At 55.8% G+C, this 25,402-nt stretch carries 23 protein-coding genes and 4 tRNA genes; 6 read left to right on the top strand and 21 right to left on the bottom strand.

The genetic code is table 11. The annotated features are described in order from the left end of the window. Window position 1 precedes the first annotated feature (1 nt). The 5 genes from yigB to lptM are packed head-to-tail and all read right to left on the bottom strand — an operon-like array spanning window position 2 to window position 3,385. Window positions 2-718, bottom strand: a complete 717-nt coding sequence (gene yigB / locus SIK69_RS14595) for a 5-amino-6-(5-phospho-D-ribitylamino)uracil phosphatase YigB (RefSeq protein ID WP_319629678.1) — start codon at window positions 716-718, stop codon at window positions 2-4. Beyond that, window positions 718-1,620 carry a tyrosine recombinase XerC gene (xerC, locus tag SIK69_RS14590; protein WP_319629679.1) on the bottom strand — a complete coding sequence of 301 codons (903 nt, stop codon included), beginning with the start codon at window positions 1,618-1,620 and terminating at the stop codon, window positions 718-720. The genes yigB and xerC overlap by 1 nt, the downstream gene beginning before the upstream one ends. Continuing rightward, window positions 1,617-2,324: a DUF484 domain-containing protein gene (locus SIK69_RS14585; protein WP_319629680.1), complete on the bottom strand. Its 708-nt coding sequence runs from the start codon at window positions 2,322-2,324 to the stop codon at window positions 1,617-1,619. Before SIK69_RS14585 ends, xerC begins: the two co-directional genes overlap by 4 nt. Further along, window positions 2,321-3,145 carry a diaminopimelate epimerase gene (gene dapF, locus SIK69_RS14580; protein WP_319629716.1) on the bottom strand — a complete coding sequence of 275 codons (825 nt, stop codon included), beginning with the start codon at window positions 3,143-3,145 and terminating at the stop codon, window positions 2,321-2,323. Before dapF ends, SIK69_RS14585 begins: the two co-directional genes overlap by 4 nt. Window positions 3,146-3,181: 36 nt before the next feature. Next, window positions 3,182-3,385 carry an LPS translocon maturation chaperone LptM gene (gene lptM, locus SIK69_RS14575; RefSeq protein WP_319629681.1) on the bottom strand — a complete coding sequence of 68 codons (204 nt, stop codon included), beginning with the start codon at window positions 3,383-3,385 and terminating at the stop codon, window positions 3,182-3,184. Between the two features lie 138 nt (window positions 3,386-3,523). On the opposite strand from lptM, the gene cyaY reads away from it, so the two are divergent. Beyond that, on the top strand, window positions 3,524-3,844 hold the full coding sequence (gene cyaY, locus SIK69_RS14570) for an iron donor protein CyaY (protein WP_319629682.1): 321 nt from the start codon (window positions 3,524-3,526) through the stop codon (window positions 3,842-3,844). On the opposite strand, the gene cyaA is transcribed toward cyaY, so the two are convergent. After that, window positions 3,841-6,387, bottom strand: a complete 2,547-nt coding sequence (gene cyaA / locus SIK69_RS14565; RefSeq protein ID WP_319629683.1) for a class I adenylate cyclase — start codon at window positions 6,385-6,387, stop codon at window positions 3,841-3,843. The genes cyaY and cyaA overlap by 4 nt on opposite strands. 337 nt (window positions 6,388-6,724) lie before the next feature. Between cyaA and hemC the strand changes: the two genes are divergently transcribed. From hemC to SIK69_RS14540, 5 genes are all read left to right on the top strand, one after another. Then, window positions 6,725-7,666 carry a hydroxymethylbilane synthase gene (hemC, locus tag SIK69_RS14560; protein ID WP_319629684.1) on the top strand — a complete coding sequence of 314 codons (942 nt, stop codon included), beginning with the start codon at window positions 6,725-6,727 and terminating at the stop codon, window positions 7,664-7,666. Then, window positions 7,663-8,403: a uroporphyrinogen-III synthase gene (gene hemD / locus SIK69_RS14555; RefSeq protein WP_319629685.1), complete on the top strand. Its 741-nt coding sequence runs from the start codon at window positions 7,663-7,665 to the stop codon at window positions 8,401-8,403. The genes hemC and hemD overlap by 4 nt, the downstream gene beginning before the upstream one ends. Window positions 8,404-8,424: 21 nt before the next feature. Next, the gene (gene hemX / locus SIK69_RS14550) at window positions 8,425-9,615 is read left to right on the top strand and encodes a uroporphyrinogen-III C-methyltransferase (protein ID WP_319629686.1); all 1,191 of its coding nucleotides are present in this window, start codon (window positions 8,425-8,427) and stop codon (window positions 9,613-9,615) included. Between the two features lie 2 nt (window positions 9,616-9,617). Next, entirely contained in the window at window positions 9,618-10,814 is a 1,197-nt protein-coding gene (gene hemY / locus SIK69_RS14545) for a protoheme IX biogenesis protein HemY (protein ID WP_319629687.1), read from the top strand. 177 nt (window positions 10,815-10,991) lie between these two features. Next, a complete protein-coding gene (locus SIK69_RS14540; protein WP_319786417.1) occupies window positions 10,992-12,194 on the top strand; it encodes an MFS transporter in 1,203 nt (400 codons plus the stop codon). Window positions 12,195-12,677: 483 nt separating this feature from the next. Here SIK69_RS14540 and SIK69_RS14535 read toward each other — a convergent pair. The 15 genes from SIK69_RS14535 to wecB form a co-directional block, all read right to left on the bottom strand. After that, a tRNA-Pro gene (locus SIK69_RS14535) sits at window positions 12,678-12,754 on the bottom strand. A 49-nt stretch (window positions 12,755-12,803) separates the two neighbouring features. Then, window positions 12,804-12,890 (bottom strand) — tRNA-Leu (locus SIK69_RS14530). 23 nt (window positions 12,891-12,913) lie between these two features. Further along, window positions 12,914-12,989, bottom strand: a tRNA-His gene (locus SIK69_RS14525). 65 nt (window positions 12,990-13,054) lie between these two features. After that, a tRNA-Arg gene (locus SIK69_RS14520) sits at window positions 13,055-13,131 on the bottom strand. Between the two features lie 102 nt (window positions 13,132-13,233). After that, window positions 13,234-14,619 carry a bifunctional threonine/serine APC transporter ThrP gene (gene thrP, locus SIK69_RS14515; protein WP_319629689.1) on the bottom strand — a complete coding sequence of 462 codons (1,386 nt, stop codon included), beginning with the start codon at window positions 14,617-14,619 and terminating at the stop codon, window positions 13,234-13,236. Between the two features lie 167 nt (window positions 14,620-14,786). Then, window positions 14,787-15,527, bottom strand: a complete 741-nt coding sequence (gene wecG / locus SIK69_RS14510) for a lipopolysaccharide N-acetylmannosaminouronosyltransferase (protein ID WP_319629717.1) — start codon at window positions 15,525-15,527, stop codon at window positions 14,787-14,789. 12 nt (window positions 15,528-15,539) lie between these two features. Then, window positions 15,540-16,886 carry an ECA oligosaccharide polymerase gene (gene wzyE / locus SIK69_RS14505; protein WP_319629690.1) on the bottom strand — a complete coding sequence of 449 codons (1,347 nt, stop codon included), beginning with the start codon at window positions 16,884-16,886 and terminating at the stop codon, window positions 15,540-15,542. Then, window positions 16,883-17,962 carry a TDP-N-acetylfucosamine:lipid II N-acetylfucosaminyltransferase gene (locus SIK69_RS14500; RefSeq protein ID WP_319629691.1) on the bottom strand — a complete coding sequence of 360 codons (1,080 nt, stop codon included), beginning with the start codon at window positions 17,960-17,962 and terminating at the stop codon, window positions 16,883-16,885. The genes wzyE and SIK69_RS14500 overlap by 4 nt, the downstream gene beginning before the upstream one ends. Then, window positions 17,959-19,209 carry a lipid III flippase WzxE gene (gene wzxE, locus SIK69_RS14495; protein ID WP_319629692.1) on the bottom strand — a complete coding sequence of 417 codons (1,251 nt, stop codon included), beginning with the start codon at window positions 19,207-19,209 and terminating at the stop codon, window positions 17,959-17,961. Before wzxE ends, SIK69_RS14500 begins: the two co-directional genes overlap by 4 nt. Before the next feature lies 1 nt (window position 19,210). Continuing rightward, entirely contained in the window at window positions 19,211-20,341 is a 1,131-nt protein-coding gene (gene rffA, locus SIK69_RS14490) for a dTDP-4-amino-4,6-dideoxygalactose transaminase (protein WP_319629693.1), read from the bottom strand. A gap of 4 nt (window positions 20,342-20,345) precedes the next feature. After that, on the bottom strand, window positions 20,346-21,020 hold the full coding sequence (gene rffC / locus SIK69_RS14485) for a dTDP-4-amino-4,6-dideoxy-D-galactose acyltransferase (protein WP_319786416.1): 675 nt from the start codon (window positions 21,018-21,020) through the stop codon (window positions 20,346-20,348). After that, complete coding sequence (rfbA, locus tag SIK69_RS14480; RefSeq protein ID WP_319629695.1) at window positions 20,998-21,879, bottom strand: glucose-1-phosphate thymidylyltransferase RfbA; 882 nt, start codon at window positions 21,877-21,879, stop codon at window positions 20,998-21,000. The genes rffC and rfbA overlap by 23 nt, the downstream gene beginning before the upstream one ends. A 17-nt stretch (window positions 21,880-21,896) precedes the next feature. After that, the gene (rffG, locus tag SIK69_RS14475; RefSeq protein WP_319629696.1) at window positions 21,897-22,964 is read right to left on the bottom strand and encodes a dTDP-glucose 4,6-dehydratase; all 1,068 of its coding nucleotides are present in this window, start codon (window positions 22,962-22,964) and stop codon (window positions 21,897-21,899) included. After that, a complete protein-coding gene (gene wecC, locus SIK69_RS14470) occupies window positions 22,961-24,223 on the bottom strand; it encodes a UDP-N-acetyl-D-mannosamine dehydrogenase (RefSeq protein WP_319629697.1) in 1,263 nt (420 codons plus the stop codon). The genes rffG and wecC overlap by 4 nt, the downstream gene beginning before the upstream one ends. Next, window positions 24,220-25,350: a non-hydrolyzing UDP-N-acetylglucosamine 2-epimerase gene (gene wecB / locus SIK69_RS14465; RefSeq protein WP_319629698.1), complete on the bottom strand. Its 1,131-nt coding sequence runs from the start codon at window positions 25,348-25,350 to the stop codon at window positions 24,220-24,222. The genes wecC and wecB overlap by 4 nt, the downstream gene beginning before the upstream one ends. Window positions 25,351-25,402 lie beyond the last annotated feature (52 nt).

The following is a 25,402-nucleotide window of genomic DNA, read 5'->3' as shown; positions in this document are numbered from 1 at the left end:
ATTATATCAGCGTAGTGAGCGATGCCAACCGCGAAATTTCGATGTGAGGTAACAGGCGGCTGTCGGCAATTTGCATTAAATCGCCCTCGAGCAGGTTTATCCAGCAGGCCTGCATCCCGCAGCGGATAGCGCCTGCGACGTCGGTCGTCAGGTCGTCGCCGACGTGCAGGATCTGCTCCAGCGGCACGTCGAGGCGTTCCGCTGCCAGATGGTACATGTCGCTAAACGGCTTTGAACGCCCATCGGGGCCCGCGCGCAGCACGAACTTAAAATAGTCGTTCAGACCAAACAGTTCCGGCTGGGCATTGCCGTTGGTTATCGCCACCAGCGGCCATTTTTCTGCCAGACGCGCGAGGGTGTCGTGGGTTTCCTGCGGCACCTCAATCGCACTGCGCCATTGGGCGAAATTCACCATCGCCGCATTGGCACCGACGGTGGCCTCTCTTGCCGATAGCCCGGCGTTGAGCATCGCCTGCTCGACCGCCCGCCGACGCCATTCGGTCACATCGTGATAAATTTCCGGATCGGCCTGGCGCAGCGACTGGCGCAACTGCTGAAAATCACGGCTTTCCAGCGCCTGTAACGCCGGATGGTAATTGCGGACAAACGCCAGCGACTCTTTTTCCGTGCGGCGAATCACCTGCCGGTTGTCGTAAAGGGTGTCATCCAGGTCGAAGGTCAGGGCCGCTATCTGGCCCAGTGGACGGTAAAAACGCATTATTTCCCCCGTTTGGCGCGTGGGTGCGCCTTGTCGTACACCGAGGCAAGGTGTTGAAAATCAAGATGGGTATAGATCTGAGTGGTGGTGAGATTAGCGTGGCCCAACAGTTCCTGCACCCCGCGCAAATCACCGCTCGATTCGAGCATGTGAGTGGCGAACGAGTGGCGCAGCTTGTGCGGATTCACATGGCTGTTCAGCCCCTGCTTGATGCCCCATTCGGCGAACCGCTTTTGCACGTTGCGGGCCGAGATACGCTTGCCGAGCTTCGACAGAAACAGCGCTTCTTCCTCGCTGCCAAATAGCCCACGTAAATCCAGCCAGTGTTCAATCCACTGCACGGCGTTGCGACCGATCGGCAGACGGCGTTCTTTGCTGCCCTTACCCATCACCCACACTTCGCCGGACTCTAAATCCAGATGTTTGATATTGAGGCCGACCAGTTCTGACAGACGCAGGCCTGCGCCGTACATCACTTCCAGCATCGCCCGGTCGCGCACCGCCAGCGGATCGTTCAGGTCGATATCCAGCAGTCGGTTGACGTCATCGACGTCGATGTTTTTCGGTAAATGACGCGGGGCTTTCGGGGCCGAAACGGCTTTCGCCGGATTGGCGAGAAGTTCACCCTGACTCACCATCCAGTCGAAAAAGCTGCGTAACGCCGACAGTCTCAGCGCGAGGCTGGCCGGACCGAGCCCTTTCCGGCGGCTACGCACCGCGAAATTACGCACCACCGCAGCGTCACATTGTTGCCAGCTTTTGACGCCGCTTTCGTCGGCTAACACCATGATGGCTTCCAGCTGACGCTGATAGTTGAGCACGGTAATCGGGCTGAGCTGGCGTTCAACGCCGAGATAGCGCAAGAAGCGTTCGGTAGAGGCGGATAGCGGCGACGGAGTCATACGCGCTCGACCCAACGCTCCAGCAAGCCCGGCAGCAGCAGGGAAATTTCCTGCAAAAGGTGCGTTCCCTGACCGGCCTGATAGTGCTGCGGATCGCGGCTACTGAACAGCACTACGCCGAGATCGCCATCGCTGCCCAGCATCGACATCGCCACCGAGCCAATCGCTTTGGCATCCGGCATCATCACCAGCAGTTCCGGCCCATTGAGCGAGCCCAGAAAATGCCGTTCATGACCCAGACGCTGAATGCGGATCGATTCAAACGCCTGCCGCGACAGCGCCAATTGGGTGAATTTAGACGGCGCACCAATGCGCCAGCGATCGGCAAACAGACGCACAGTAGCGCCTGCCAGCCCCAGATCGCGCGCCCAGCGATGGAAACGGTTGAGCATATCATCGAGGCTTTCCGCCGCCGCCAGCCGCGTTTGCAGATGCAGCAGACGATAGAACAGGCTTTCGTTGGCCGAGGCTTGCTCCACCAGCAGCGTCATATTCTCTTCCAGCGCGTTGATGTGATTTCTGGCGCGCGCCATATGCCATTCGACCAGCGACACCGTGCCGCGAACCGGATGCGGGACACGCATCCCTTCCACCGCAGAGGCATTGCGAATAAAGAATTCAGGATGTTGCAGCAGGTAATCCACCACCGCGCGATCGTCGAGCGCGCTCAGTTCTGCCTGCTGTTCTTCCCCGATTGATTTCATAGATGAATAAATCCGTCGTAGACATGTGCCGCCGGGCCAGTCATAAACAACGGTTGACCCGGTCCTTTCCAGGCGATATCAAGACGCCCGCCTGGTAATTCCACGCGTACCTCTTCGCCCAGCAACCCTTGCTGAATGCCGACGGCGACCGCCGCACACGCGCCGCTGCCGCAGGCCTGGGTTTCACCCGCACCGCGTTCATAGACGCGTAAACGGATGTGGTCGTGCTTTACCACCTGCATAAAACCGATATTGGCACGCTCCGGAAAACGTTCATGGTTTTCCAGAACAGGGCCTAATGTTTCCACCGGGGCGGTATCCACACTGTCGACTTGTACCACGCAGTGCGGGTTGCCCATCGAGACGACGCCACACAATACTGTCTGCTCGGCCGCACGCATAATATAGGTCTTTTCCGCTTTGTTAGCGCGAAACGGCACCTGCGACGGATCGAAATTCGGCTCGCCCATGTTCACCCGCACCAGGTCGTCGTCCGTTACGGTTAATACCATACGACCGTTGGCGGTGCTGACGTGGATGTCACGTTTATTGGTCAGGCCTTTCAGGCGCACAAACCGCGCAAAGCAGCGTGCGCCGTTACCACACTGCGACACTTCGCTGCCGTCAGCGTTAAAGATGCGGTAGTGAAAATCGAGATCGGGATCGTACGGCGGTTCAACCACCAGCAGCTGATCGAATCCTACGCCAAGATGCCTGTCGGCCAGGCGGCGGATCAGCTCGGGAGAAAAGAACACATTCTGCGTTACCGCATCGACGACCATGAAATCGTTGCCAAGGCCGTGCATTTTAGAGAACTGCATCATTTACTCCATCCACGCAGAAACAACGACGTCGTATTAGTAGTTAACCTGGGTCGGGCCACCGTTATCGCCACGATCGTTACGAGTCGGTTCGGTACTCTGAGTACCTGGATTGACCGGTTTCGTCGGGGGTGCAGCGGTTTTATCTGCAGGTGGGAAATAGAGCGGCCCCTTCAGGCCACAACCTGCCAGGGTCATTAACGCAGCCAAAAGGACCAGTGGTCGAAAGAGGTTCTTCATTCTTATAGTGCCTGTGGTTGATGCTTTCTGCTTTCTATCATCGCAGGAGAAGACGTAAAAGCAAGCGTTTAGCGCCTGACTGCAACCGGAATTGTTTCGCGTTATACTGCGCCCATCACCTGATAATGGAAAAGAACAATGAACGACAGTGAATTTCATCGCCTTGCAGACCAGTTGTGGATGACCATCGAAGAGAGCATTGATGACTGGGATGGCGACGGCGATATTGATTGCGAGATAAACGGCGGCGTACTGACGCTGAGTTTCGAGAACGGCAGCAAAATCATCATTAACCGCCAGGAGCCTTTACACCAGGTGTGGCTGGCGACCAAACAAGGCGGCTATCATTTCGACCTGAAAGGCACGGAATGGGTCTGCGATCGCAGCGGCGAAACGTTCTGGGATTTACTGGAACAGGCCGCCACACAGCAGGCGGGCGAAGCGGTTAGCTTCCGTTAAGAAAAGTACTGCTGCAGTAGCGGGGTCGTTTCATCCTGATTAGCGGATGCGACGGCCGCAATGGCCTGCGTGCGGAACGGGATAACCTGAGCGCGATTGTCGACTTTCACAATCTGGTAGAACTGCGGCAGGTTGAAGTTGATGAAGCTTGAGCCATAGGTGAAGCGATCGTGCGATGACGAGTAGAACCGGCTGACATCGCGCACCAGTTCTTCTTTGCTGCCTTCGCAGTGGTGATACACCTCTGCCCGGTTGCTTTCATCCAGAATGTAGATGTTAAAGCCGTTGTCTTCGCTGCTGTCTTCAAAGAAGAACTGAATAATCCCTTCGCTGGCGAAACCATCAACCACCGGCGGAAGCTGCACATGGTTGGTTTCCACTTTCACCGACAAACCATGCAGTTTGTTATGCGAAATCGCGCCATAGAACTCGATGGCGTTTTCCAGCTTCTGTACGGAAACGTTCAGCCGCTCGAAGAACAGTCCCCAGGTTTGCCCCGCCACACGCAGCGCTTTGAAACGCCCCGTTTCCTGACGCGTACTGGAAAGACGCAGTTCAATACACTCTGAAACCAGCTGCTGCACGCGGGTGCGGATAAGACCACGCAAATGCTGGCTGTAGCAGAATACGTCGACGCTGTCTGGCGGAGCCGCATCCTGGTGCATTTTACCGAGAATGGTTTTCAGCGCTTCGATCATCGCCTGCTCGCCGTTAAAGTGCAGAGTTCGTACCTCATTCCACGAGTTGCGATACAGCAGGTCAACGCTGCCTACCAGGCAGTTCTGCTCTTCGCCAAAGCTGAAAACGTCGAGCTTACGGAAATCAAAATGCACCACCTGATTACGGAACGCCGTCGTCGGGTCGTATTCGAGGTTGACGATAATCGCCAGATGGCGAATTTCGCAGGGGCTGTACAACGCTTTTGGCGTCGGTGCGGGCAGGCGCAGGGGGAAGTGGTGCGAGACGTCAGCGACCATTTCCTGCAGTTTTGCCAGGTCGGCAATGCCGTTGCCCTTAATAAACAGGCGGGTGCGTGAGGTTAGCAGGCCGTTAAACCAGGCCCAGGCCACCAGCTTATTAAGATAACGGTTATATTCGAGCGGTTGATGACTGACGATCGATTCCATGTTCGGGGCGCGGTTGTAGAGATACCAGCCTGTACGGTTGGCACGGCCCGGCGGCACATGAATAAAGGTCAGATTTGGCTCAGAAAGGTCCGGCGAAATTTGCGGGTTAACCAGCGTGACTTTGCCCGGCAGGGCTTCAAACGCGGCATACAGTTTTCGGGTCAGGACACCAATGTCCTGCGGGCTGGCGGAAACGCTGAGGTTGTTCCGGCGCGCGAAACGAATCAGATTGCGGTAGCTCTGCATCATCGCGTCGAGCAGTTCATTGTGCGCATCGCGTACTTCGTCAATCTTCCAGTTGGCGCGGTTATCCAGCATCGCCAGACGCTCTTCGCTCCAGCCCCACTCTTTCACTAACTGGCCGATCACTTCACGACGCCAGCCGACGCACGCACGTTCGCGGCTCAGTTTTTCGCAGACTTTGAGGTAGAAACATCGACGCACCAGATCCAGACGGGTGGTGTCATCAATGGCCAGCAGATAGGTGGTGACGCGTTCGAGCATCATGCAGTAAGGGTCAAGCCCGAACGACACAATCTCGCCATCATGCAGGCGCTGTTTAATGTCTTTCGCCAGCAGGCGGCTGTTCGGATATTCCCAGGAATAGGCTTCAAGCAGCAGCGTTTTCAGCACCGCTTTGTACGGCGAATCAATGCTTTTATACAGCTGCCACAGGCTGGCACCGAAGTATTCTTCTGCGGAGAGCGTGCTCAATCCGCCGAGATCCATCCATTCGTTCGGGGTCAGCACGCCCTGCGCGTAGAGCTTCATGACGTAATCGTCGTAATGCTCTTCTTCTTCGCACGGCACCATATTCCACAGAATACGTTTCCCCGCGAGGCGCACGGCGGTGCGATAAAATTCGTCGAGCAGCAAAATATGCTGCGTCGAACCGCAGTCTTCGCCGCCCAGGCTGCCGCTTTCGTTATGGCGGAAGCGGTTTTCGTCGATCAGGAAGAAGCTGACTTCCACCCCGAGTGAGGCGGCCCAGCTTTCCAGCAGGCTACATTTTCGTTGCAGCAGCTGTCGTTCGCCGTTATCAAGCCAGGCCTGATGACAGACCCAGATATCGAGATCCGAAGAACAACTTTGACCGACAGAAGAGGTGCTACCCATTGAGTACACGCCGGTGATCGGCAGTTCGCCTTTGGCGGTGTCCTGCGGCGGCATGCCGCGATGCAGTTCAAGCTCATCAAGGTAGTGACGTTGGGTTTCATCAGGCGTGTAGAGGCAAATGCCTTTGGGGACGTTACCCTCGAGGTAACCAGGCATCAGCGGATGATGATAATGCAGCAATGTCGGCAGAAGACTGTAGACCTGCTGGAAAGCGGGCCCCATGGCAGCAAGCGCGCGATCCACGCGCAATTGATTTATGGCATCCAGTCTCTGTTTCAGTGTCTCAATATAGAGGTACAAGACATATCGCCTGATGTTAAAACCTGGCGTATCGCTAAAGCGGTGAACTGCACGGGATACGAAGGTTTTTAGAATTCAACAAGAACCGCTACCGTCTGTCGCCAGGATGGTGTGTGGTGCGGGCTAACAAACGGTTTAAAACGTGATCAATTTAACACCTTGCCGTTTGACCGTAAAGAAAGATGCGCTACAGATAAGTTTAGCACCAATTAACCGCTGTAAATTCTTCAACACGCCCTGTTGGTCTCTTTTGCGCATTTTCAGAAAAACTCGAAAACTAACATCCTTATAGCAACAATGTTAGGATGGCTGGCGGACGATAACGACGGTAACAAGCATGTTAGACAAAGTTTTAAGAATTGCCACACGCCAAAGTCCTCTCGCACTCTGGCAGGCATATTATGTGAAAGACAGGCTGATCGCGAGCCATCCCGGGCTCCAGGTTGAACTGGTGCCAATGGTCACACGTGGCGATGTGATCCTCGATACGCCGCTGGCAAAAGTGGGCGGTAAAGGGCTGTTTGTCAAAGAACTGGAACTGGCACTGCTTGAAGGGCGGGCGGATATCGCCGTGCATTCGATGAAAGATGTCCCGGTGGAATTTCCGCCAGGGCTTGGCCTGACGACCATCTGCGAACGCGACGATCCGCGCGATGCGTTTGTCTCAAATCGGTTTGCATCCCTCGATGCCTTGCCCGTCGGCAGCGTGGTTGGCACCTCAAGTTTACGCCGCCAGTGTCAGCTGGCCGCCGAGCGTCCGGACCTGGTGATTCGCTCGCTGCGCGGCAACGTCGGCACGCGTTTAAGTAAGCTCGATAACGGCGATTATGATGCGATTATTTTGGCGGTCGCCGGGCTCAAACGCCTCGGACTGGAAAACCGCATCCGTCAGGCCCTGTCGCCAGAGCAATCTCTGCCCGCCGTGGGTCAGGGTGCCGTGGGCATTGAATGTCGTCTTGACGACCAACACACCCGCGCACTGCTCGCACCGCTGAATCATACGGACACCGCCGTTCGCGTCTGCGCCGAACGCGCGATGAATACCCGCCTCGAAGGCGGCTGTCAGGTGCCGATTGGCAGCTATGCTGAATTGAGCAATGGCGAAATCTGGCTCCGCGCGCTGGTTGGCGCGCCTGACGGCAGCCAGTTGGTACGCGGGGAGCGTCGTGGACCTGCGGAAGACGCCGAAAAACTCGGCATTTCACTGGCTGAAGAGTTACTCAATAACGGCGCACGCGAGATCCTCGCGGACGTTTATCACGGAGAAGCCCCTGAATGAGCATTCTGGTCACTCGCCCGTCTCCCCAAGGGGAAGAACTTGTCAGCCGCCTGCGCGCGCTGGGGCGAGAGGCCTGGAGCTTTCCGTTAATCGAATTTACTCCCGGCCGTGAACTCGCCCAGCTTCCGGCGTATCTGGCCGCGTTGGCCGAAGGCAGCCTCCTGTTCGCGCTTTCGCAACATGCCGTGGAATTTGCCCATGCGCAGCTGCAACAACACGGGCAACCGTGGCCATCCGCGCCGCGCTATTTTGCCATCGGGCGCACCACCGGCCTGGCTCTGCATAAAGTCAGCAGTATTGACGTTCGTTATCCGCTCGATCGGGAAATCAGCGAAGTGTTGCTACAATTACCTGAATTACAAAACGTTGCTGGCAAGAAAGCGCTGATTTTACGCGGCAACGGCGGGCGAGAACTGCTCGGCGCAACCTTGCAGGAACGCGGTGCCAGCGTGACTTTTTGCGAATGTTATCAACGCACTAATCGCCACTATGACGGTGCAGAAGAAGCCCTGCGCTGGGAATCGCGCGGCGTGACTCGACTGGTCATCACCAGCGGCGAAATGTTAAAACAGCTTTGGTCGCTGATCCCGCAATGGTATCGCGAACGTTGGTTGTTACACTGCGAGGTGCTTGTGGTGAGTGAGCGCCTGGCAGAACAGGCCCGGGAACTGGGCTGGCAGAATATCAGGGTGGCCGATAGCGCCGACAACGACGCGCTGCTGCGTGCTTTACAATAACTCTCAACATTGGAAGCCATAATGACGGAACAAAAAGAGAACTCCGCCGTGGTTGAAGAGACCAGGGAGGCCGTGGAAGTGACGCCACAGCCGGAGAATGCTGAAACGAAAAACGCTGAGAAGAAAAAGAGCAGCAACAAAGCCCCTTTGGCGCTCAGCGTGGTGGCGATTGCCATCGCCCTGGCCGCAGGCATTGGCCTGTACAGCCTGGTGAAACAGCAAGGTGCGAATCAGACCTCCGCCAGCGATGCGCTGGTGAATCAAGTGACCGCCCTGCAAAAAGCGCAGGAATCGCAGAAAACCGAACTGGAAGGCGTGATTAAGCAGCAGGCCGAGCAGCTGACTGCCGCGAAACAGCAGCAGGACGCGCTACACAAGCAGCTCGATGAACTGCAGCAGAAAGTGGCCACCATTTCCGGGAGCGATGCCAAAACTTGGCAACTGGCGCAGGCTGATTTCCTCGTCAAACTGGCGGGTCGTAAGCTGTGGAGCGATCAGGACGCCACCAGCGCAGCGGCACTGCTGAAAAGCGCCGATGCAAGCCTGGCAGACATGAATGACCCAAGCCTGATCACCGCACGTCGGGCCATTACTGACGATATCGCCAGCCTGTCTGCCGTAACCCAGGTCGATTACGACGGAATTATTTTGAAGGTGAATCAGCTGTCGAATCAGATTGATAACCTGCGTCTGGCCGACAATACCGACGACGATTCCCCGATGGACGAAGACAGTAGCGAGCTTTCAAGCTCCCTCGGCGAATGGCGCGTCAATCTGCAAAAGAGCTGGCAGAGTTTTATGGACAGCTTTATTACCATTCGTCGCCGTGACGAAACGGCGGTTCCGCTGTTAGCGCCGAATCAGGACGTCTATCTGCGGGAGAATATCCGCTCCCGTCTGCTGGTTGCTGCGCAGGCCGTGCCTCGCCATCAGGAACAAACCTATAAACAGGCACTGGATAACGTGTCCACTTGGGTACGGGCTTACTACGATACCGACGACGCCACCACCAAAGCCTTCCTGGATGAACTGGATTCACTGAGTCAGCAGAACATCAATATGGACGTGCCGGAAACGCTGCAAAGCCAGCCTATTCTGGAAAAACTAATGCAGACCCGCGTGCGGAATCTGCTGGCACAGCCGTCGGTTGCGCCGAGCGCGACGCCGCAGGCTGATGCTGCACCCGCCACCGCCGCACCGCAGGGAGAATAATCATGCTTAAAGTATTATTGCTCTTTGCATTGCTGATCGCCGGGATCGTGGTTGGGCCGATCATCGCGGGTCATCAAGGCTACGTCCTGATCCAGACTGACACCTACAACATCGAAACCAGCGTCACCGGTCTGGTGATCATTATGATCCTGACGATGGTGGTGTTGTTCGCCATCGAATGGCTGCTGCGCCGTATCTTCCGCACCGGGGCCCATACCCGGGGCTGGTTTGTTGGCCGCAAACGCCGTCGCGCCCGCAAGCAGACCGAACAGGCGCTGCTGAAACTGGCGGAAGGCGACTACCAGCAGGTTGAGAAGCTGATGGCGAAAAATGCCGATCACGCTGAACAGCCAGTGGTGAATTATCTGCTCGCGGCGGAAGCAGCGCAGCAGCGCGGGGACGAAATGCGCGCGAATCAGCATCTGGAACGTGCCGCGGAAAGCGCCGGCAACGATCTGATCCCGGTGGAAATCACCCGGGTACGTATCCAGCTCGCGCGTCATGAAGACCACGCGGCCCGCCATGGCGTAGACAGACTGCTGGAAATCGCACCACGTCATCCTGAAGTGCTGCGTCTGGCTGAACAAGCTTATATCCGTACCGGGGCCTGGAGTTCACTGCTCGATATCATTCCGTCGATGGCGAAAGCCAACGTCGGCGATGAAGCCCACCGTGATGCTCTGGAACAGCAGGCATGGATTGGTCTGATGGAACAGGCGCGTGCCGATCAGGGCAGCGATGGTCTGCGCGAGTGGTGGAAAAATCAGAGTCGTAAAACCCGTCAGCGCGTGCCGCTGCAGGTGGCCATGGCCGATCACCTCATCGAGTGTGACGATCATGACATGGCCCAGCAGATCATTATCGATGGCCTGAAACGCCAATACGACGACCGTCTGCTGCTCCCGGTTCCGCGTCTGAAAACCACCAATCCGGAACAGTTGGAAAAAGTGTTGCGCCAGCAGATCAAGAGCGTGGGCGACCGTCCGCTGTTGTGGAGTACGCTGGGTCAGTCGCTGATGAAGCACGGCGAATGGCAGGAGGCCACCATTGCCTTCCGGGCGGCGCTGAAACAGCGTCCTGACGCGTTCGACTACGCCTGGCTGGCCGATGCACTCGACAGGCTGCATCAGCCGGAAGAAGCGGCCACCATGCGCCGTGACGGGCTGTTACTGACGCTTCAGAACAACCCACCTTCCTGAGTAGAAATATGTGAGCAAAGGGGCCTTTTGGCCCCTTTCTTTTTTCTTCATGCCCATGCTACCTTTCTGATTCTGAATCCTTTCGCGAGCTTCCCAATGTAACGATTTTTCAGCATTCACCGTTTTTCACATACGCGCTTTTTGGCGTGGATAACGTATTGCTGGAGATCGTCTCACATGAATTCTCTGCTGTTTGCGCTGCTACGCGCACTGCGAGGCCACGTCTGGCTTCGCCTGTTGGCATTCGCTTTTATTCTCTCGTCGCTAGGTAATGGTCTGACGCAGGTGGTAGTGTTTGGTCAGCTGTTACGCTGGCACGCTACGCCGACGACATTAACCCTCGCCTGGCTGCTGGCCACGGTGCCCGGTTTTATTGGCAGCCTGCTCGGCGAAAAACTGTGTCGCATATACCCTCCCCTGCGCGTACTCATCCTTTGCGAACTGCTTGGCCTGTTGGCGCTGGCCTTGCCCCTAATAGGATTGCGGCTTCATAGCCTGCCACTGTTGCTGACAGTGCAGTCCGTAGAATCTCTGCTGGGAGGCATTTCCTGGCCCGCGCTGGCACTGACGTTTAAGCGTGGATTACGCGAAGATGAGCTTCCGGCGGCCACCGCGATGGAAAACATGATTTTTGCCTCACAGGTCTTACTCGGTACCGGGCTTGGCGTGCTGTTATTTGAACGCGTCAGCCCGGAGGCGTTACTGTTGATTGATGCCGTGAGTTTTATGGCGGCTTGCGGGCTGCTGTGGCTGGCCTTACAGCGCATTGCTATCCGCGCCGAAGAGAAAGTCTTCCTTGCCGGAACGCCGCTGCGCTGGCGAAATCTCAGCACCCAGCAGAAGCGAAGCCTGCTCTTATTACCTTCGTTGGCGGCAGTCGGTGCGCCAGCCATGGCACTGTTACCCGCGCTGGCGCAGCAGATGCAGCCAGAGAATACTGCCGGGCTGGCGTTACCGCTGTTGTTTAGCCGTAGTCTGGGACAACTTTGCGGGCCAATGCTGCTCAATAGCCAGAGGATGCCGGATTATGTGCAGCGAAATCATCTGTTGCTGGGCTGTTTGGGGTTATTTCTGTTGGCCTACATCCTGATGCCCATCATGACGGCTTTCACCGCAGTGCTGGCGGCAATTTTCATTGCCCATTTGGCGTCAAACGTGGTGTTTGCTTTAGGGACGTTCAGCGTACTGCATCAGTTCACTGAAGATGATGTTTCCAGCGCCAGTGCGAAAGCGTGGCGGTGGCAAACGCTCAGTGCAACGCTCACAACGTCTGTAACCGTCATGCTCATTGGGCAATTAAGTGCGGCTCACACATTGTGGTGCGTTTCATTTTTCGCATTATTACTGGTCGGCATTGTCTTATTCCGCTACCGGAATTAAACCCATAAAAAAACGCCTGCTCTGAAAAACAGGGCAGGCGTTAAAACAGGTCTGATTGACAACAATGGGTGCTTCACTCAACGTTATGTCCATGGTGTTTGATGAGGCCGAAGCGACATCTGTCGGTGGACGATAAGCACCGTAAACGGCTCTGCGTCATTCCTGGGTTTATGAGGCCATACCCTAGGGTATAAAGGCGAACATAAGAGATGGAATGAGCATCTACAGACATATTATTACACACGTTTGGCTACACTTGCACCCCTGAATATCAGGGAGTTGGCGTTTTAGGAATTAATGAGATGTCGCTGAATGGAGACGCAGGAATGTATAAACAGGATTTAGCGTGAAATCATGAAATTAAATGTCGCCATCTGGAGACATATTTGCCATTGAGAATGAAAGAGGTGGGGGTAATTATTTTGGCAGTAGATTTTGCCGAATTCAGAATAGAAAAAACCCCGCCGAAGCGGGGTTCAAAATTGGTCGGCGAGAGAGGATTCGAACCTCCGACCCACTGGTCCCAAACCAGTTGCGCTACCAAGCTGCGCTACTCGCCGATGTACTGCTTTTTGAATTTTTAGTTCAATTCTTTTTAACTTTAAGTTGTGGTGCGAGGGGGGGGACTTGAACCCCCACGTCCTTACGAACACTAACACCTGAAGCTAGCGCGTCTACCAATTCCGCCACCTTCGCATTGCCACTTAACTCAAAATTAATGGGGTGGCTAATGGGATTCGAACCCACGACAACTGGAATCACAATCCAGGGCTCTACCAACTGAGCTATAGCCACCACTGATATTCTTTCACGCGGCCCTGTGTTATCACAGACCACCGCAGCTCCAGCACCGGGTTTAATGGTGCGCCCGACAGGATTCGAACCTGAGACCTCTGCCTCCGGAGGGCAGCGCTCTATCCAGCTGAGCTACGGGCGCTTAGCGCCGTTGCGGGGTCGGATAATACGGGCTTCACGCAGGGCTGTCTAGTCCCTTTTTAAATTAATTTTCCGTTTGGTTATGCTTTGCACGTTTTGACGATTATTCCTGCGAATTAGACGCTTCAACCCCTCTTCCGAGACGTAAGACCTTGTACAACAACGTCACTACCGCCAGGAAGATGATGCCGACAAACAGCGACATCCGCGTGTCTTCGTTGAAGCCCATCCCGATTAATACACAAACCAGGAACGCCATCGTCAAATAGTTGGTCCACGGGAACAGCACCGAGCGGAAGGGATGCTTAACCATCGCCTGCTTATGCGCCTCGCGAAAACGCAGCTGGCTTATCAGGATAACAAACCACGGGACCATGCCTGGCAACACGCTGGCGCTGTAAACATACACAAACACCCGCTGCGGATTAGGGATAAGGTAGTTCAGACAAGAGCCCACCAACAGCACGGCAATCGACACCGCCACGCCCACCACCGGTACACCGTTGCGCGACACTTTGGCGATCGCCGACGGCAACTGACGATTTTTCGCCAGCGCGTACAGCATCCGTCCACAGCTGTACATCCCGCTGTTACAGCCAGACAGCGCCGCCGTCAGCACCACGAAGTTGATGATACCGGCCGCAGCAGTGATGCCGATTTTGGCAAAGGTGAGCACGAACGGGCTGCCGTTGCTGCCAATTTCATTCCACGGGAAGATAGTGACGATGACAAAAATCGCCCCTACGTAGAAAATCAGGATCCGCCACAGGACTTTGCCCACCGCGCTACGCAGCGTGACCTGCGGATTTTTCGCCTCACCGGCGGTGATGCCAATAAGCTCCACGCCCTGATAGGACGCCACCACGATACACAGCGCCGTCAGGAAGCCCTTCCAGCCCCCGGCAAAGAACCCGCCATGTTCGGTCAGGTTGCCAAAGCCGATCGCCTGACCGCCGTTGCCGAAGCCAAAGAAGATGACCCCCACCCCGACGACAATCATCACGATAATGGTAGTGACCTTAATCATCGCGAACCAGAATTCCAGCTCGCCATACAGGCGCACCGCCGCCAGGTTCGCCAGCCCGACCAACCCAACGGCGATAAGCGCGGGTATCCATTGCGCCATATCCGGGAACCAGAACTGCGTGTAGACCCCGATGGCGGTTATTTCGGAAATCCCCACCGCTATCCACATAAACCAGTAAGACCAGGCGGTGAGATAGCCAAAGAATGGGCTCATGTAGCGATGGGCATACACCGCAAACGAGCCGGTCACCGGTTCGAGGAACAGCATTTCTCCCATCGAACGCATGATGAAGAACACGAACAGGCCGGCGATGATGTACGCCAGCAACACTGACGGCCCGGCCCATTTCAGGGTACTCGCCGAGCCCATAAACAGGCCAACCCCAATGGTGCCGCCGAGGGCGATCAATTCGATGTGTCGTGCTTCTAGCCCTCGCTGAAGCGCCGGTTGTTTCTCAGCCATAGATCCTCTATGTGTTTGCAACGTTCCGGTCGATGCCGGTTATTGTTATGAGCGGAATTTTGAAGGGGCGAATGGTTAAATAAATTGGGTGAAATGGCAAACAAAGTATTAGTTATGCGAAAGTATTGCACAATTCCTGGGCAATACTTTCTTTGCAGAGGCGGGTTTCAGAGATTACCGGTGTAATGCCAGCCGAGATAGCGCAGCAGGCGCAGTTGACGGGTGAGACGACTCGGCTGCGACAGCAGACGATAGAGCCATTCCAGCCCCAATTTTTGCCACAGCTTTGGCGCACGCTTAACATGACCGGTGAAGACGTCATAGGTACCGCCCACGCCCATGAACAGGGCGTCAGGATGCACCTGACGGCAGTCGCGCATGAAGATTTCCTGTTTTGGCGAGCCCATCGCCACGGTGACAATTTTCGCCCCGCTAGCATGGATGCGTTCGAACAGCGCCTGCCGTTCCTCAGCCTTGAAATAGCCGTCCTGACTGCCCACGATATTCACGTTCCAGCGTTCGTGCAGCCTGGCCTGTGTTTGCGCTAACACCTCAGGCTTACCGCCGACCAGAAACACCGGCGTACCTTCCGCGCCTGCCCGAGCCATCAAGGCTTCCCACAGGTCCGCCCCCGCCACGCGCGAAACGTTAGCCGTCGGGTATTTCTTGCGAATCGATCGTACCACGCTGATGCCGTCGGCATACTTAAACTCAGCCGCATCAATCAACGTGCGTACCTCGGCGTTATCTTCCGCAGTGAGCACTTTCTCGGCGTTAATCGCCACCAGCGTGCCCTGCCGCATCTGCCCATCGGCGTACAGGTAATCCAGCGCGTGCTGCATGTCGCGCCAGCCGATAAGCTGCAGACCGCGCACGCTATAAAGCGGGGCTGCTGTTGAATCCGTCATCTGTTTCATTTCTCAAACCAGAGGTTGTGGCAGCGACCTGACGCGCTTATTGATAAGCCCGGCGCTGTCCAACAGCCAGTAAAGCAATTTGGCAACCAACAGGCACAACCCGAAAATCACCAGGAAAAAGACCACGCGGGAGACAAACGAATCGAGCCCCTCGCGGGCCAGTACAATCATGTTGAAGATAGCGCCGAAACAAAAACTGTGCAGGACAGCCGCTTTATAGCGGTTCGTTTCACGGTTGCCTAGCTCATAGAGCCAGTCAAACCATTTAATAATCAGCCCGACCACCACCGCACCGAGTGGAATAAACCACGCCCCGCCCATCACCAGTAGCGAACCAATCAGCGTTGGCGAAATCGCCAGTCCCGAGTGATTGTTTAGCACTTCCCAGGTGAAATAGTTAGCGGTGTTCAGCACGATGCCCGGCCGATCTGGCCACAACCAGCTTGGGATAAACACGTAGAAATCGCGCACGATGGGGGCCAGCCCCTGGAAATCAATTTTGTCGTAATTTTGCAGCAGCAGCGCGAGGTTTTCCCACGGCGAGAAGGTATCGCGCGTCAGATACAGGAAGGTATAAAACGCTTCATCGCCGCTGACGTTCATTCCGTAGCGCTTCAGTGCCAGCCAGAACATGCCGACAATCCCCAGCACGCCTGCCGCCGCCAGCATCCACAGCGAAATCCAGCCGCGAATGATGCCGATGAACAGGAAAATTGCGAACGCGATGATGATGTTGGCACGTGTGCCGCCCACGATGACATAGGTCAGGAGACCAAACGCCACGGTGCTGATGAGGAAGAACAGCCACGCTTTGCTGTCCTGACGCAGGAAATAGACCACCAACATCGCCGGAATGAAGAAATAGAAGAAACGCTTGAGCGCCACGCCGGAGACTTCACTAGAGAATATCTGGCTGTACGAATGCAGCTTAAACAGCAGGAACCCGTTGTGCATGAAGAAGGTGCCGACACTCAACAGCGCAATTAACGCCAGCAATAGCCACATCAGATGGGTTTCCACCCGGTTCATGGTAAACAACGGTCGACGTGCCGACGATGCCCGGGCGGCGCGCAAACGTGTTTTATAGCTGACGTAATAGATAGCGTAGAAACAAACCGCCGACAGCAGCGCCTGCAAGAGAATTTCAGGCGGGGCGATGCCCACGTCAAAGCGAAATACCAGCGTCATTGACAGCGGGAAGCCGAAGAAAAACGTCAACAAAAACAGCAGCGAGAAGAAGACATTGAAGTTAAAGCGCACACGCCGAAACTCAAAGTACGTCAGCGTGGCGATAAACAGCGAAGAAAACAGCCACACCACAAGCAGGCCGGTAAACTGCATCAGGCTCATTGCGCCTCTCCTGCTGCAATTTGCAGCGCGCGGTGCCACGGTTGCATATAGTTTGGACGGAAAAACGCTATCCGTGTTTTATCCACACTTGCCAGTTGGCGCTGCGCTTCACGCACCACTGCAACGTCAAGCGTATCAGTGGTGAACAGAACCGGAATATGCTGCTCGGCCATATCCTGCCAGAACGGATTTTCGCGGTTCAGTACGCACGGAATGCCCGCCTGAATCAGCAGGCATAGCGTGCCAATCCCCTGCTGACGAGGAAACAGAAAATAGCCCAGGTCGCAGCGACGAAGCAGCGCCAGGTAGTCGTTAAACTCAAGTTTTTCGCTCAGAATTTGCAGATGTTCCGCACTGAATAACGCTTCGCCTACCGCACGGACTTCAGCAATGTACGCGTCGTTATTGGCCGGATAGCCCATCGGCAGCACGACGTTAACGGTATCACCAAACTGCTGATGAACGGCCTTCAGCGCGGCAATATGGTCATTACTGCGATCGCCGGAGTTACCCACCAGAAGGGTCAGCGTCGAGGTTTCACGCGACGGGTTTTCCGGGGTGTTCAGCGAGGGGTCCATGCGAGTTGGGAAGTACAACAGTTCTCCTTGTACCCGCGGATGCACTTTCGCCAGGGTATTCAAATCGCCCCGGGTAGCGAAAACGCACCCCACCCGGCCCTGCGCCATACGACGCAGTGGATAGAACAGCCGGAATTTCAGGCCGCGGGAAACCTCATACAGATCCGCGCCCCAGATATGCCAGTTGAACTGGGCGGGTTTGATGCCGCCGGAGAGCAACGCCAGCCAGAGGCCGGTATTGAACTGCCCGTGAAAGAAGAAACGCTGCGCGCGATTCGCTTTCGCTGTCTCAATAACGGCCGTCGCCAGCGCTTTTTTGCTGGAATAGAAGCGCAGCGAGAGATTGGGGCCTGCGGCCTGCAACTCGCTTTCATTGCCCACCACCATAAATTCGCGAGCGTGTTCGCTCCCCGCCGCCAGTTCTTCGCTGAAGAATCGCAGGACGGTCTGGTTATGGTGCGGGATGTCCGATCCCAGTACGTGTATCAGTACAGTCATGCCCGTTTACGCCAAATTAAAAATACGCTGCTACACAGCGCAAAATAAACAATGTAGGTCGCCATATAGGCCTGAGCCGCGCCCAGCGCGCCGTGCGCCGGGATCAGCCACTGTGAGAAAGCCGTCAGCAGCGTGAACTGGCTGATTTCCGTCAGAATATAAAACCGCAGTGAAGCTTTGGCGATCACCAGATAACCGTAAACATAAGCGCCCACTTTTAATACATCGCCGACCAGTTGCCAGGCGAAGAGGTCTCGCATCGCGGTAAACTTCGCAGAAAACAGCAGCCAGATGGCAAAATCGCGTAGCAACCAGACGGTCAGACTGGCCACCGCCACCGCCGGAAGCACGAACTTTAACGCTTTGCCAATCTCGCGGGTAATGTCTGATTTCGCCGTCAGCCGCGATAAGGTTGGCAATAAGTAGACGCTAAACGAGGCGGTGATGAACTGCAAATAGGCATCCGAAATACTGCTGACACCCTGCCAGATCCCCACTTCATCCCAACTGTAATGCGCCGCCAGCAGATTTCGCATCATCACATAGGCTACCGGAAGCGTCACCGATGTAATCAGCGCCATCAGCGTGAACTTGCCTAACTGCCCGGCGTAGAAGGCATCCCAGCGCGGTTTAAGGTACGAAAACGGAATCGCCCTGCGCTTTGCCAGCATGATGCCCGCCGGGATCACCACCAGGGCGGGCACCAGCGCCAGCCCAAGCAGTGCGCCTTCATAACCGCCGAGATGCCAGCTCAGAAAATACGCCGCGACGCCAATCAGGCTACCGGCAATGAGAGCCAGTGCGTTTCCGGCGGCATCACGAAACCCTTTCAACAGCGCCAGCAGCAGATTGCCCCAGGCGATACCCATTTGCACCAGCGCCACCAGCTGCACTAAGCCTTGATAGTGGGTATGCCCGAACAACCCCTGGCTTATCGGTGCCGCCGCCAGAACAAAAACGACGGCCAGCAGCGTGGAGAAGCCGAGTACCATCGCTGATGAGGTACCCACGACTTTTCGCAGAGGGTCGGGGTCATCATGATATTGCGCCACGAATTTGGTGACGCCGTTGAAGATCCCCGCGCCCGCCAGAACGCCAAGCACGGTGACGAGCTGGCGAAAGTTACCCGCCTGACCCACGCCAGACGGGCCGTAGGTTACCGCCAACAATTTGACCACCAGCAGACCCGCACCAATTTTTACCAGCGTGCTGGCTGCTGTCCAGACAGAGGCTTTTGCCAGTGACATATCAGGCGAAATAACTTAGCAGGGAGTTAATTACCGTCCGCTGATTGACCACCGCCAGATTGTAGAACAGCGGCAGACGGAGCAAACGCTCACTTTCTTGAGTGGTAAAGCGGTCTTCACCCCGGAATTCACCGAACGCTTCACCGGCTGGGGAAGAGTGTAACGGGATGTAATGGAACACCGCCAGGATTTCGGCTTCTTTAAGCCAGGCAATCAGCTTGCCGCGATCGGCTTCGTCACGCAGCTTGATATAAAACATATGCGCATTGTGAACGCAGTCAGCCGGGATCGTCGGCAGCTCAATTCGTCCCGCATCCGCCAGCGGCTTCAGCGCATCATGATAGGTTTGCCACAGACTCAACCGCTGCTGGTTGATGCGGTCGGCCGCTTCCAGCTGTGCCCACAGATAGGCAGCTTGTAAATCGGCCATCAGGTAGCTCGAGCCAATATCGCGCCAGGTGTATTTATCCACCTGACCACGGAAGAACTGGCTGCGGTTGGTACCTTTCTCACGAATGACTTCTGCACGCTCGACCAATGTTGGATCATTGATTAGCGTCGCGCCGCCTTCGCCACCCGCGGTGTAGTTTTTAGTTTCATGGAAACTGAAGCAGCCAATGTGCCCAATGGTGCCCAACGCGCGGCCCTTGTAGGTCGACATCACACCCTGCGCGGCATCCTCTACCACAAACAGGTCATGCTTTTTCGCAATCGCCATAATGGTGTCCATTTCACAGGCTACGCCTGCGTAATGCACCGGCACGATGGCGCGGGTTTTGTCGGTGATCGCCGCTTCAATCAGCGTTTCATCAATATTCATGGTGTCGCGGCGGATATCGACAAAGATGATCTTCGCGCCGCGCAGTACGAAAGCGTTGGCGGTGGAGACGAAGGTGTAGCTCGGCATAATCACTTCGTCACCGGGCTGGATATCCAGCAGCAAGGCCGCCATTTCCAGCGACGCGGTACAGGAAGGGGTTAACAGGACTTTGGCGCTGCCGAAGCGCTGTTCCATCCACTGCTGACAGCGACGGGTAAAACCACCGTCGCCGCACAGCTTGCCGCTGCCCATGGCAGACTGCATGTAATCAAGTTCAGTACCGACAACCGGCGGAGCATTAAAAGGAATCATCGTGTCACCTGTAGAGCCAGTAGGCGGTGCTTTCAGGAACGGCACCGCTTTGAATGTAACGTTTGAGTGCCGCAGTGTTGCCCATCTGGGTCGCGACCCGCAGCGTGGTCAGTTGGCGGTCATGCGCCCAGCGTAATGCGGCCTGCATGAGGAGCTCGCCCGCCCCGCGCCCGGCCAGCAAGCCAATGCGAGCCTCACTGGCGTTAAGCTGACGTAGCGAAACAAATGCGCGGATGTCCGCCTTAACATCACGGAAAATCAGGCATTGATGATCGAAAGTGCCGCGAACTGCATTTTCAATCCACTGCGCGTAGAAACGTCCGCTGGCGTCATCGGCATACCATGGCGCACGAAAACGACTTTGGGCAAACGCCTGTGCGGCAAGTTCGCGCAAACGGGGAATATCACCTTCTGCGGCAATGTCTACCTGCGGATTGGCGCAGGCGCAGACCGGTATCCGGAAATCGACTTCACCTTCCACCAATTGAAAACCTAACTGTTGCAGCGCATCGAGCCAATCCGTACGCTGGGCGGGAATTTTTGCCTGCAGCCGCGCCCAGTTCGCCAGATCATCGGCAGCCAGTTCCAGCGCATCGTCGCTAATACGCAGGATGGCGCTGTTGATACCAAAGAACTGTGTTTCCCAGCTCAGGGGTTCAATATTGGCGCGGACGGGCACGAAGCAACTCCAGCAGATATTGGCCATAGCCCGTTTTTGCTAACTGGCTCGCGGCACGTTTGACGCCTTCGTCATCCAGCCAGCCGTTACGCCAGGCAATCTCTTCGAGGCAGGCAATTTTGAATCCCTGACGCTTTTCGACCGTTTGCACAAAGGTGCTGGCCTCAATCAGGCTGTCATGCGTGCCGGTATCCAGCCACGCAAAACCACGCCCGAGCAACTCCACGGTCAGGTTGCCGTCATCCAGGTACATCTGATTGATGGAGGTTATTTCCAGTTCACCGCGTTCTGATGGCTTAACGCGTTTAGCGTATTCCACCACTTTATGGTCATAGAAATAGAGGCCGGTCACCGCCCAGTTGGATTTAGGCTCTTTTGGTTTTTCTTCCAGCGATAAGGCGCGGAAATCATCGTCAAATTCCACCACGCCAAAGCGTTCAGGATCCATTACCTGATAACCGAATACGGTGGCACCTTCAGTACGAGAAGCCACGCTGCGCAGTTTCGGGCTGAAGCCTTGGCCAAAGAAGATGTTGTCGCCCAGCACCAGACAAGAGGGCTCTCCGGCGAGGAAGGTTTCACCGATGATAAATGCCTGTGCCAGCCCGTCCGGGCTCGGCTGTTCGGCATAGTGCAGCATAATGCCAAACTCTGACCCATCGCCCAGCAGGCGCTGAAAGTAGCTTTTATCTTCAGGGGTCGTGATGATTAGAATTTCGCGGATCCCTGCCAGCATGAGCACCGACAGCGGATAGTAGATCATCGGCTTGTCATAGATGGGCAGCAGCTGTTTCGAGACACCTCGGGTGATCGGATGCAATCGCGTGCCGGACCCGCCGGCCAGAATAATGCCTTTCATATTTCCTCCCGGGAGGGTTAGCCCTGCAGGCCGAGACGCTGGCCCTGATAGCTGCCATCCAGAACCTGTTGCCACCATGACGGATTGGCGAGATACCACTGCACGGTTTTGCGCATACCGGTTTCAAAGGTCTCTTCCGGTGTCCAACCCAGCTCACGCTCGATTTTTGCCGCATCAATTGCATAGCGCACGTCGTGCCCGGGTCTGTCAGTCACAAAGGTGATTAAATCCTGATACTGCGCCACGCCCTCAGGTTTTTGCGGCACCAACTCTTCCAGCAGCGCACAGACGGTACGAACGACGTCAATGTTCTTACGTTCATTATGACCGCCGATATTGTAAGTTTCACCCACAATGCCGGTAGTGAGCACGCGATACAGCGCGCGGGCGTGATCTTCAACATACAGCCAGTCGCGTACCTGCAAACCATTGCCATACACGGGCAACGGTTTCCCTGCCAGCGCATTTAAGATGGCCAGGGGGATCAACTTTTCCGGGAAATGATACGGCCCGTAGTTATTCGAACAATTGGTCACCAGCGTCGGTAAGCCATAGGTTCGCAGCCAGGCGCGCACCAGATGATCACTGCCCGCTTTCGAGGCTGAATACGGACTGCTGGGTGCATACGGCGTCGTTTCCGTAAAGAAATCATCGCTACCGTGCAGGTCGCCATACACTTCATCCGTTGAGATATGGTGGAAACGAAATGCCGCTTTTTTCTCAGGGGTCAGCGTATTCCACCAGCTCCGCGCGGCTTCCAGCAGCGTGTAAGTTCCGACAATATTGGTTTCGATAAAGGCGGCTGGCCCGTCAATCGAACGATCGACATGGCTTTCAGCGGCCAGATGCATCACCCGATTGGGCTGATGCCGGGCGAACACTGCATCCAGCGCTTGCCTGTCGCAAATATCCACCTGTTCAAAGGCAAAGCGGTCGCTCTGCGCGACCGCCGTCAGGGAGGACAGATTACCGGCGTAGGTCAGCTTATCGACCACCACCACGCTGTCGGCAGTTTCGCTGATGATATGTCGCACTACGGCAGATCCGATAAAACCTGCCCCGCCGGTCACCAGGATTTTGTTCAACGCCAGACTCCTTTGGTGTCGACCACGAACACCTGTTGAATGCTGTCGCCGGCGATCGCTTTAAATTCTTTATGATCGACCAGCATCACCAGTACATCCGCCTCGACCAGCGCATCGGTCAGCGTTGCAAGCGTGGCTTTCCCGGCGAGCTTTTGCGGTAATTGATGCACGTTCGGTTCAACCACCAGCGTGGTTCCGCTGTGCCAGTCGGCAATCAGTTCAGCGATTTCCATTGCCGGGCTTTCACGCAGATCGTCAATGTTCGGTTTGAATGCCAGACCGAAACAGGCAATTTTAATCTCGCTGGCACGCTTGCCGTTAGTGGCCAGACAGTCAGCCACCATCGCTTTCACCTGATTCATCACCCAATGTGGTTTATGGTCATTGACCTCACGGGCGGTACGAATCAAGCGGGCCTGCTGCGGGTTTTGCGCCACGATAAACCACGGGTCGACGGCAATACAGTGTCCGCCAACACCGGGGCCTGGCTGGAGAATGTTTACCCGCGGATGACGATTGGCGAGACGAATCAATTCCCAGACGTTGATCCCCTGATCGGCACAAATCAGCGACAGCTCGTTAGCGAAGGCGATGTTAACGTCCCGGAAGCTGTTTTCTGTCAGTTTGCACATTTCTGCGGTGCGGGCGTTGGTTATCACGCATTCGCCTTCGAGGAAAATGTTGTAAAGCTCACTGGCGCGCGCGGAGCACACCGGCGTCATGCCGCCGATCACCCGATCGTTTTTGATAAGCTCGACCATCACCTGTCCCGGCAGCACGCGCTCCGGGCAGTAAGCGATATTCACATCGGCGTGCTCACCGGCCTGCTGCGGGAAGCTCAAATCCTGACGCAGGTCGGCCAGCCATTGTGCCATCTGTTCCGTCGCCCCTACCGGAGAAGTGGATTCGAGGATAACCAAAGCGCCTTTCTTCAGCACCGGCGCAATGGATTGGGCGGCGGCTTCCACAAACACCATGTCGGGCTCATGATCGCCTTTGAACGGCGTCGGGACGGCTATCAGGTAAGCATCCGCTTCGACGGGGGTCGTGCTGGCTGTAAGGTAACCGCCTGTTACTGCGGTTTTAACCACCTCACCGAGATCGGGTTCAACGATGTGGATTTCACCGCGGTTGATTGTGTCTACCGCATGTTGATTGATATCCACACCCACCACCTGTTTCTGACGGGAGGCAAATGCTGCTGCCGTCGGCAGTCCGATGTAGCCAAGGCCAATCACAGAGATGGTCGAAAAACTCATAGCGTTACCTGATTATTTTTAAGGGCTGACAATATTCTGCTGCAAGCCTGACCGTCGCCATATGGATTATGTGCGCGGCTCATGGCCTGATATTCCTGCTCATCACGCAATAACCGCGTGACTTCATTCACAATATGCTGACGATCGGTCCCGACCAGACGAACGGTTCCCGCATCCACGGCTTCCGGGCGTTCGGTAGTCTCACGCATGACCAGTACTGGTTTGCCAAGCGATGGCGCTTCTTCCTGAATGCCGCCGGAGTCGGTGAGGATCAGCCAGGCACGGTTCATGAGCCAGACGAAAGGCAGATACTCCTGCGGCTCAATCAGGAAAATGTTGTCGATGTGACCGAGGATACGGTTGACCGGCTCGCTGACATTCGGGTTGAGATGCACCGGGTAAACCACCTGCACCTCCGGATTGGCAGCCGCGACGTCCGCTAGCGCGTGACAAATCTGCTCGAATCCCTGACCAAAGCTTTCGCGGCGATGACCGGTGACCAGAATCAGTTTTTTATCGTCGGCTAAAAAAGAGTATCGCCCGGCTAAGTCAGCGCGCAGAGTTTCATCAGCCAACACGCGATCGCGCACCCACAAGAGCGCATCAATCACGGTATTTCCGGTGACGACTATGCCGCTATCGGCGATATTCTCGCGCAGCAGATTCTGGCGTGAGTTCTCCGTCGGGGCGAAATGGTACATCGCCAGATGACCCGTCATGGTGCGATTTGCCTCTTCCGGCCACGGGGAATAGAGATCCCCCGTGCGTAAGCCCGCTTCAACGTGTCCCACTGGAATACGTTGGTAAAACGCGGCGAGGCTGGCCGCCATCGTGGTGGTGGTGTCGCCGTGTACCAGCACCACATCTGGCTTAAAGGATTCCAGCACGGGCTTTAAACCCTGCAAAATGCGGCAGGTAATTTCGGTCAGCCCCTGACCCGGACTCATCACGTTAAGATCATAATCAGGCACGATGGAAAACAGTTTCAGCACTTGATCCAGCATCTCCCGATGCTGTGCCGTTACGCATACTTTTGCCTCAAAATGAGGGTCCTTTGCCAATGCATGAACCAGCGGGGCCATTTTGATGGCCTCTGGTCGTGTGCCAAATACAGTGAGTACTTTCACATCGTTTCTCTTTAAATGGGTGGAGAAAGCTCAGTTCCTCTCGCCACTAAAA

Source organism: Scandinavium lactucae, assembly GCF_033843265.1.
GTDB classification, from domain to species: Bacteria; Pseudomonadota; Gammaproteobacteria; order Enterobacterales; family Enterobacteriaceae; genus Scandinavium; species Scandinavium lactucae.
This window is presented reverse-complemented; position numbering and strand designations above follow the sequence as displayed.

Coding starts and splice junctions, on each gene's coding strand:
- yigB (WP_319629678.1), bottom strand. CDS start 718: ATGCGTTTTTACCGTCCACTGGGCCAGATAGCGGCCCTGACCTTCGAC.
- xerC (WP_319629679.1), bottom strand. CDS start 1,620: ATGACTCCGTCGCCGCTATCCGCCTCTACCGAACGCTTCTTGCGCTAT.
- SIK69_RS14585 (WP_319629680.1), bottom strand. CDS start 2,324: ATGAAATCAATCGGGGAAGAACAGCAGGCAGAACTGAGCGCGCTCGAC.
- dapF (WP_319629716.1), bottom strand. CDS start 3,145: ATGCAGTTCTCTAAAATGCACGGCCTTGGCAACGATTTCATGGTCGTC.
- lptM (WP_319629681.1), bottom strand. CDS start 3,385: ATGAAGAACCTCTTTCGACCACTGGTCCTTTTGGCTGCGTTAATGACC.
- cyaY (WP_319629682.1), top strand. CDS start 3,524: ATGAACGACAGTGAATTTCATCGCCTTGCAGACCAGTTGTGGATGACC.
- hemC (WP_319629684.1), top strand. CDS start 6,725: ATGTTAGACAAAGTTTTAAGAATTGCCACACGCCAAAGTCCTCTCGCA.
- hemD (WP_319629685.1), top strand. CDS start 7,663: ATGAGCATTCTGGTCACTCGCCCGTCTCCCCAAGGGGAAGAACTTGTC.
- hemX (WP_319629686.1), top strand. CDS start 8,425: ATGACGGAACAAAAAGAGAACTCCGCCGTGGTTGAAGAGACCAGGGAG.
- hemY (WP_319629687.1), top strand. CDS start 9,618: ATGCTTAAAGTATTATTGCTCTTTGCATTGCTGATCGCCGGGATCGTG.
- SIK69_RS14540 (WP_319786417.1), top strand. CDS start 10,992: ATGAATTCTCTGCTGTTTGCGCTGCTACGCGCACTGCGAGGCCACGTC.
- thrP (WP_319629689.1), bottom strand. CDS start 14,619: ATGGCTGAGAAACAACCGGCGCTTCAGCGAGGGCTAGAAGCACGACAC.
- wecG (WP_319629717.1), bottom strand. CDS start 15,527: ATGACGGATTCAACAGCAGCCCCGCTTTATAGCGTGCGCGGTCTGCAG.
- wzyE (WP_319629690.1), bottom strand. CDS start 16,886: ATGAGCCTGATGCAGTTTACCGGCCTGCTTGTGGTGTGGCTGTTTTCT.
- SIK69_RS14500 (WP_319629691.1), bottom strand. CDS start 17,962: ATGACTGTACTGATACACGTACTGGGATCGGACATCCCGCACCATAAC.
- wzxE (WP_319629692.1), bottom strand. CDS start 19,209: ATGTCACTGGCAAAAGCCTCTGTCTGGACAGCAGCCAGCACGCTGGTA.
- rffA (WP_319629693.1), bottom strand. CDS start 20,341: ATGATTCCTTTTAATGCTCCGCCGGTTGTCGGTACTGAACTTGATTAC.
- rfbA (WP_319629695.1), bottom strand. CDS start 21,879: ATGAAAGGCATTATTCTGGCCGGCGGGTCCGGCACGCGATTGCATCCG.
- wecC (WP_319629697.1), bottom strand. CDS start 24,223: ATGAGTTTTTCGACCATCTCTGTGATTGGCCTTGGCTACATCGGACTG.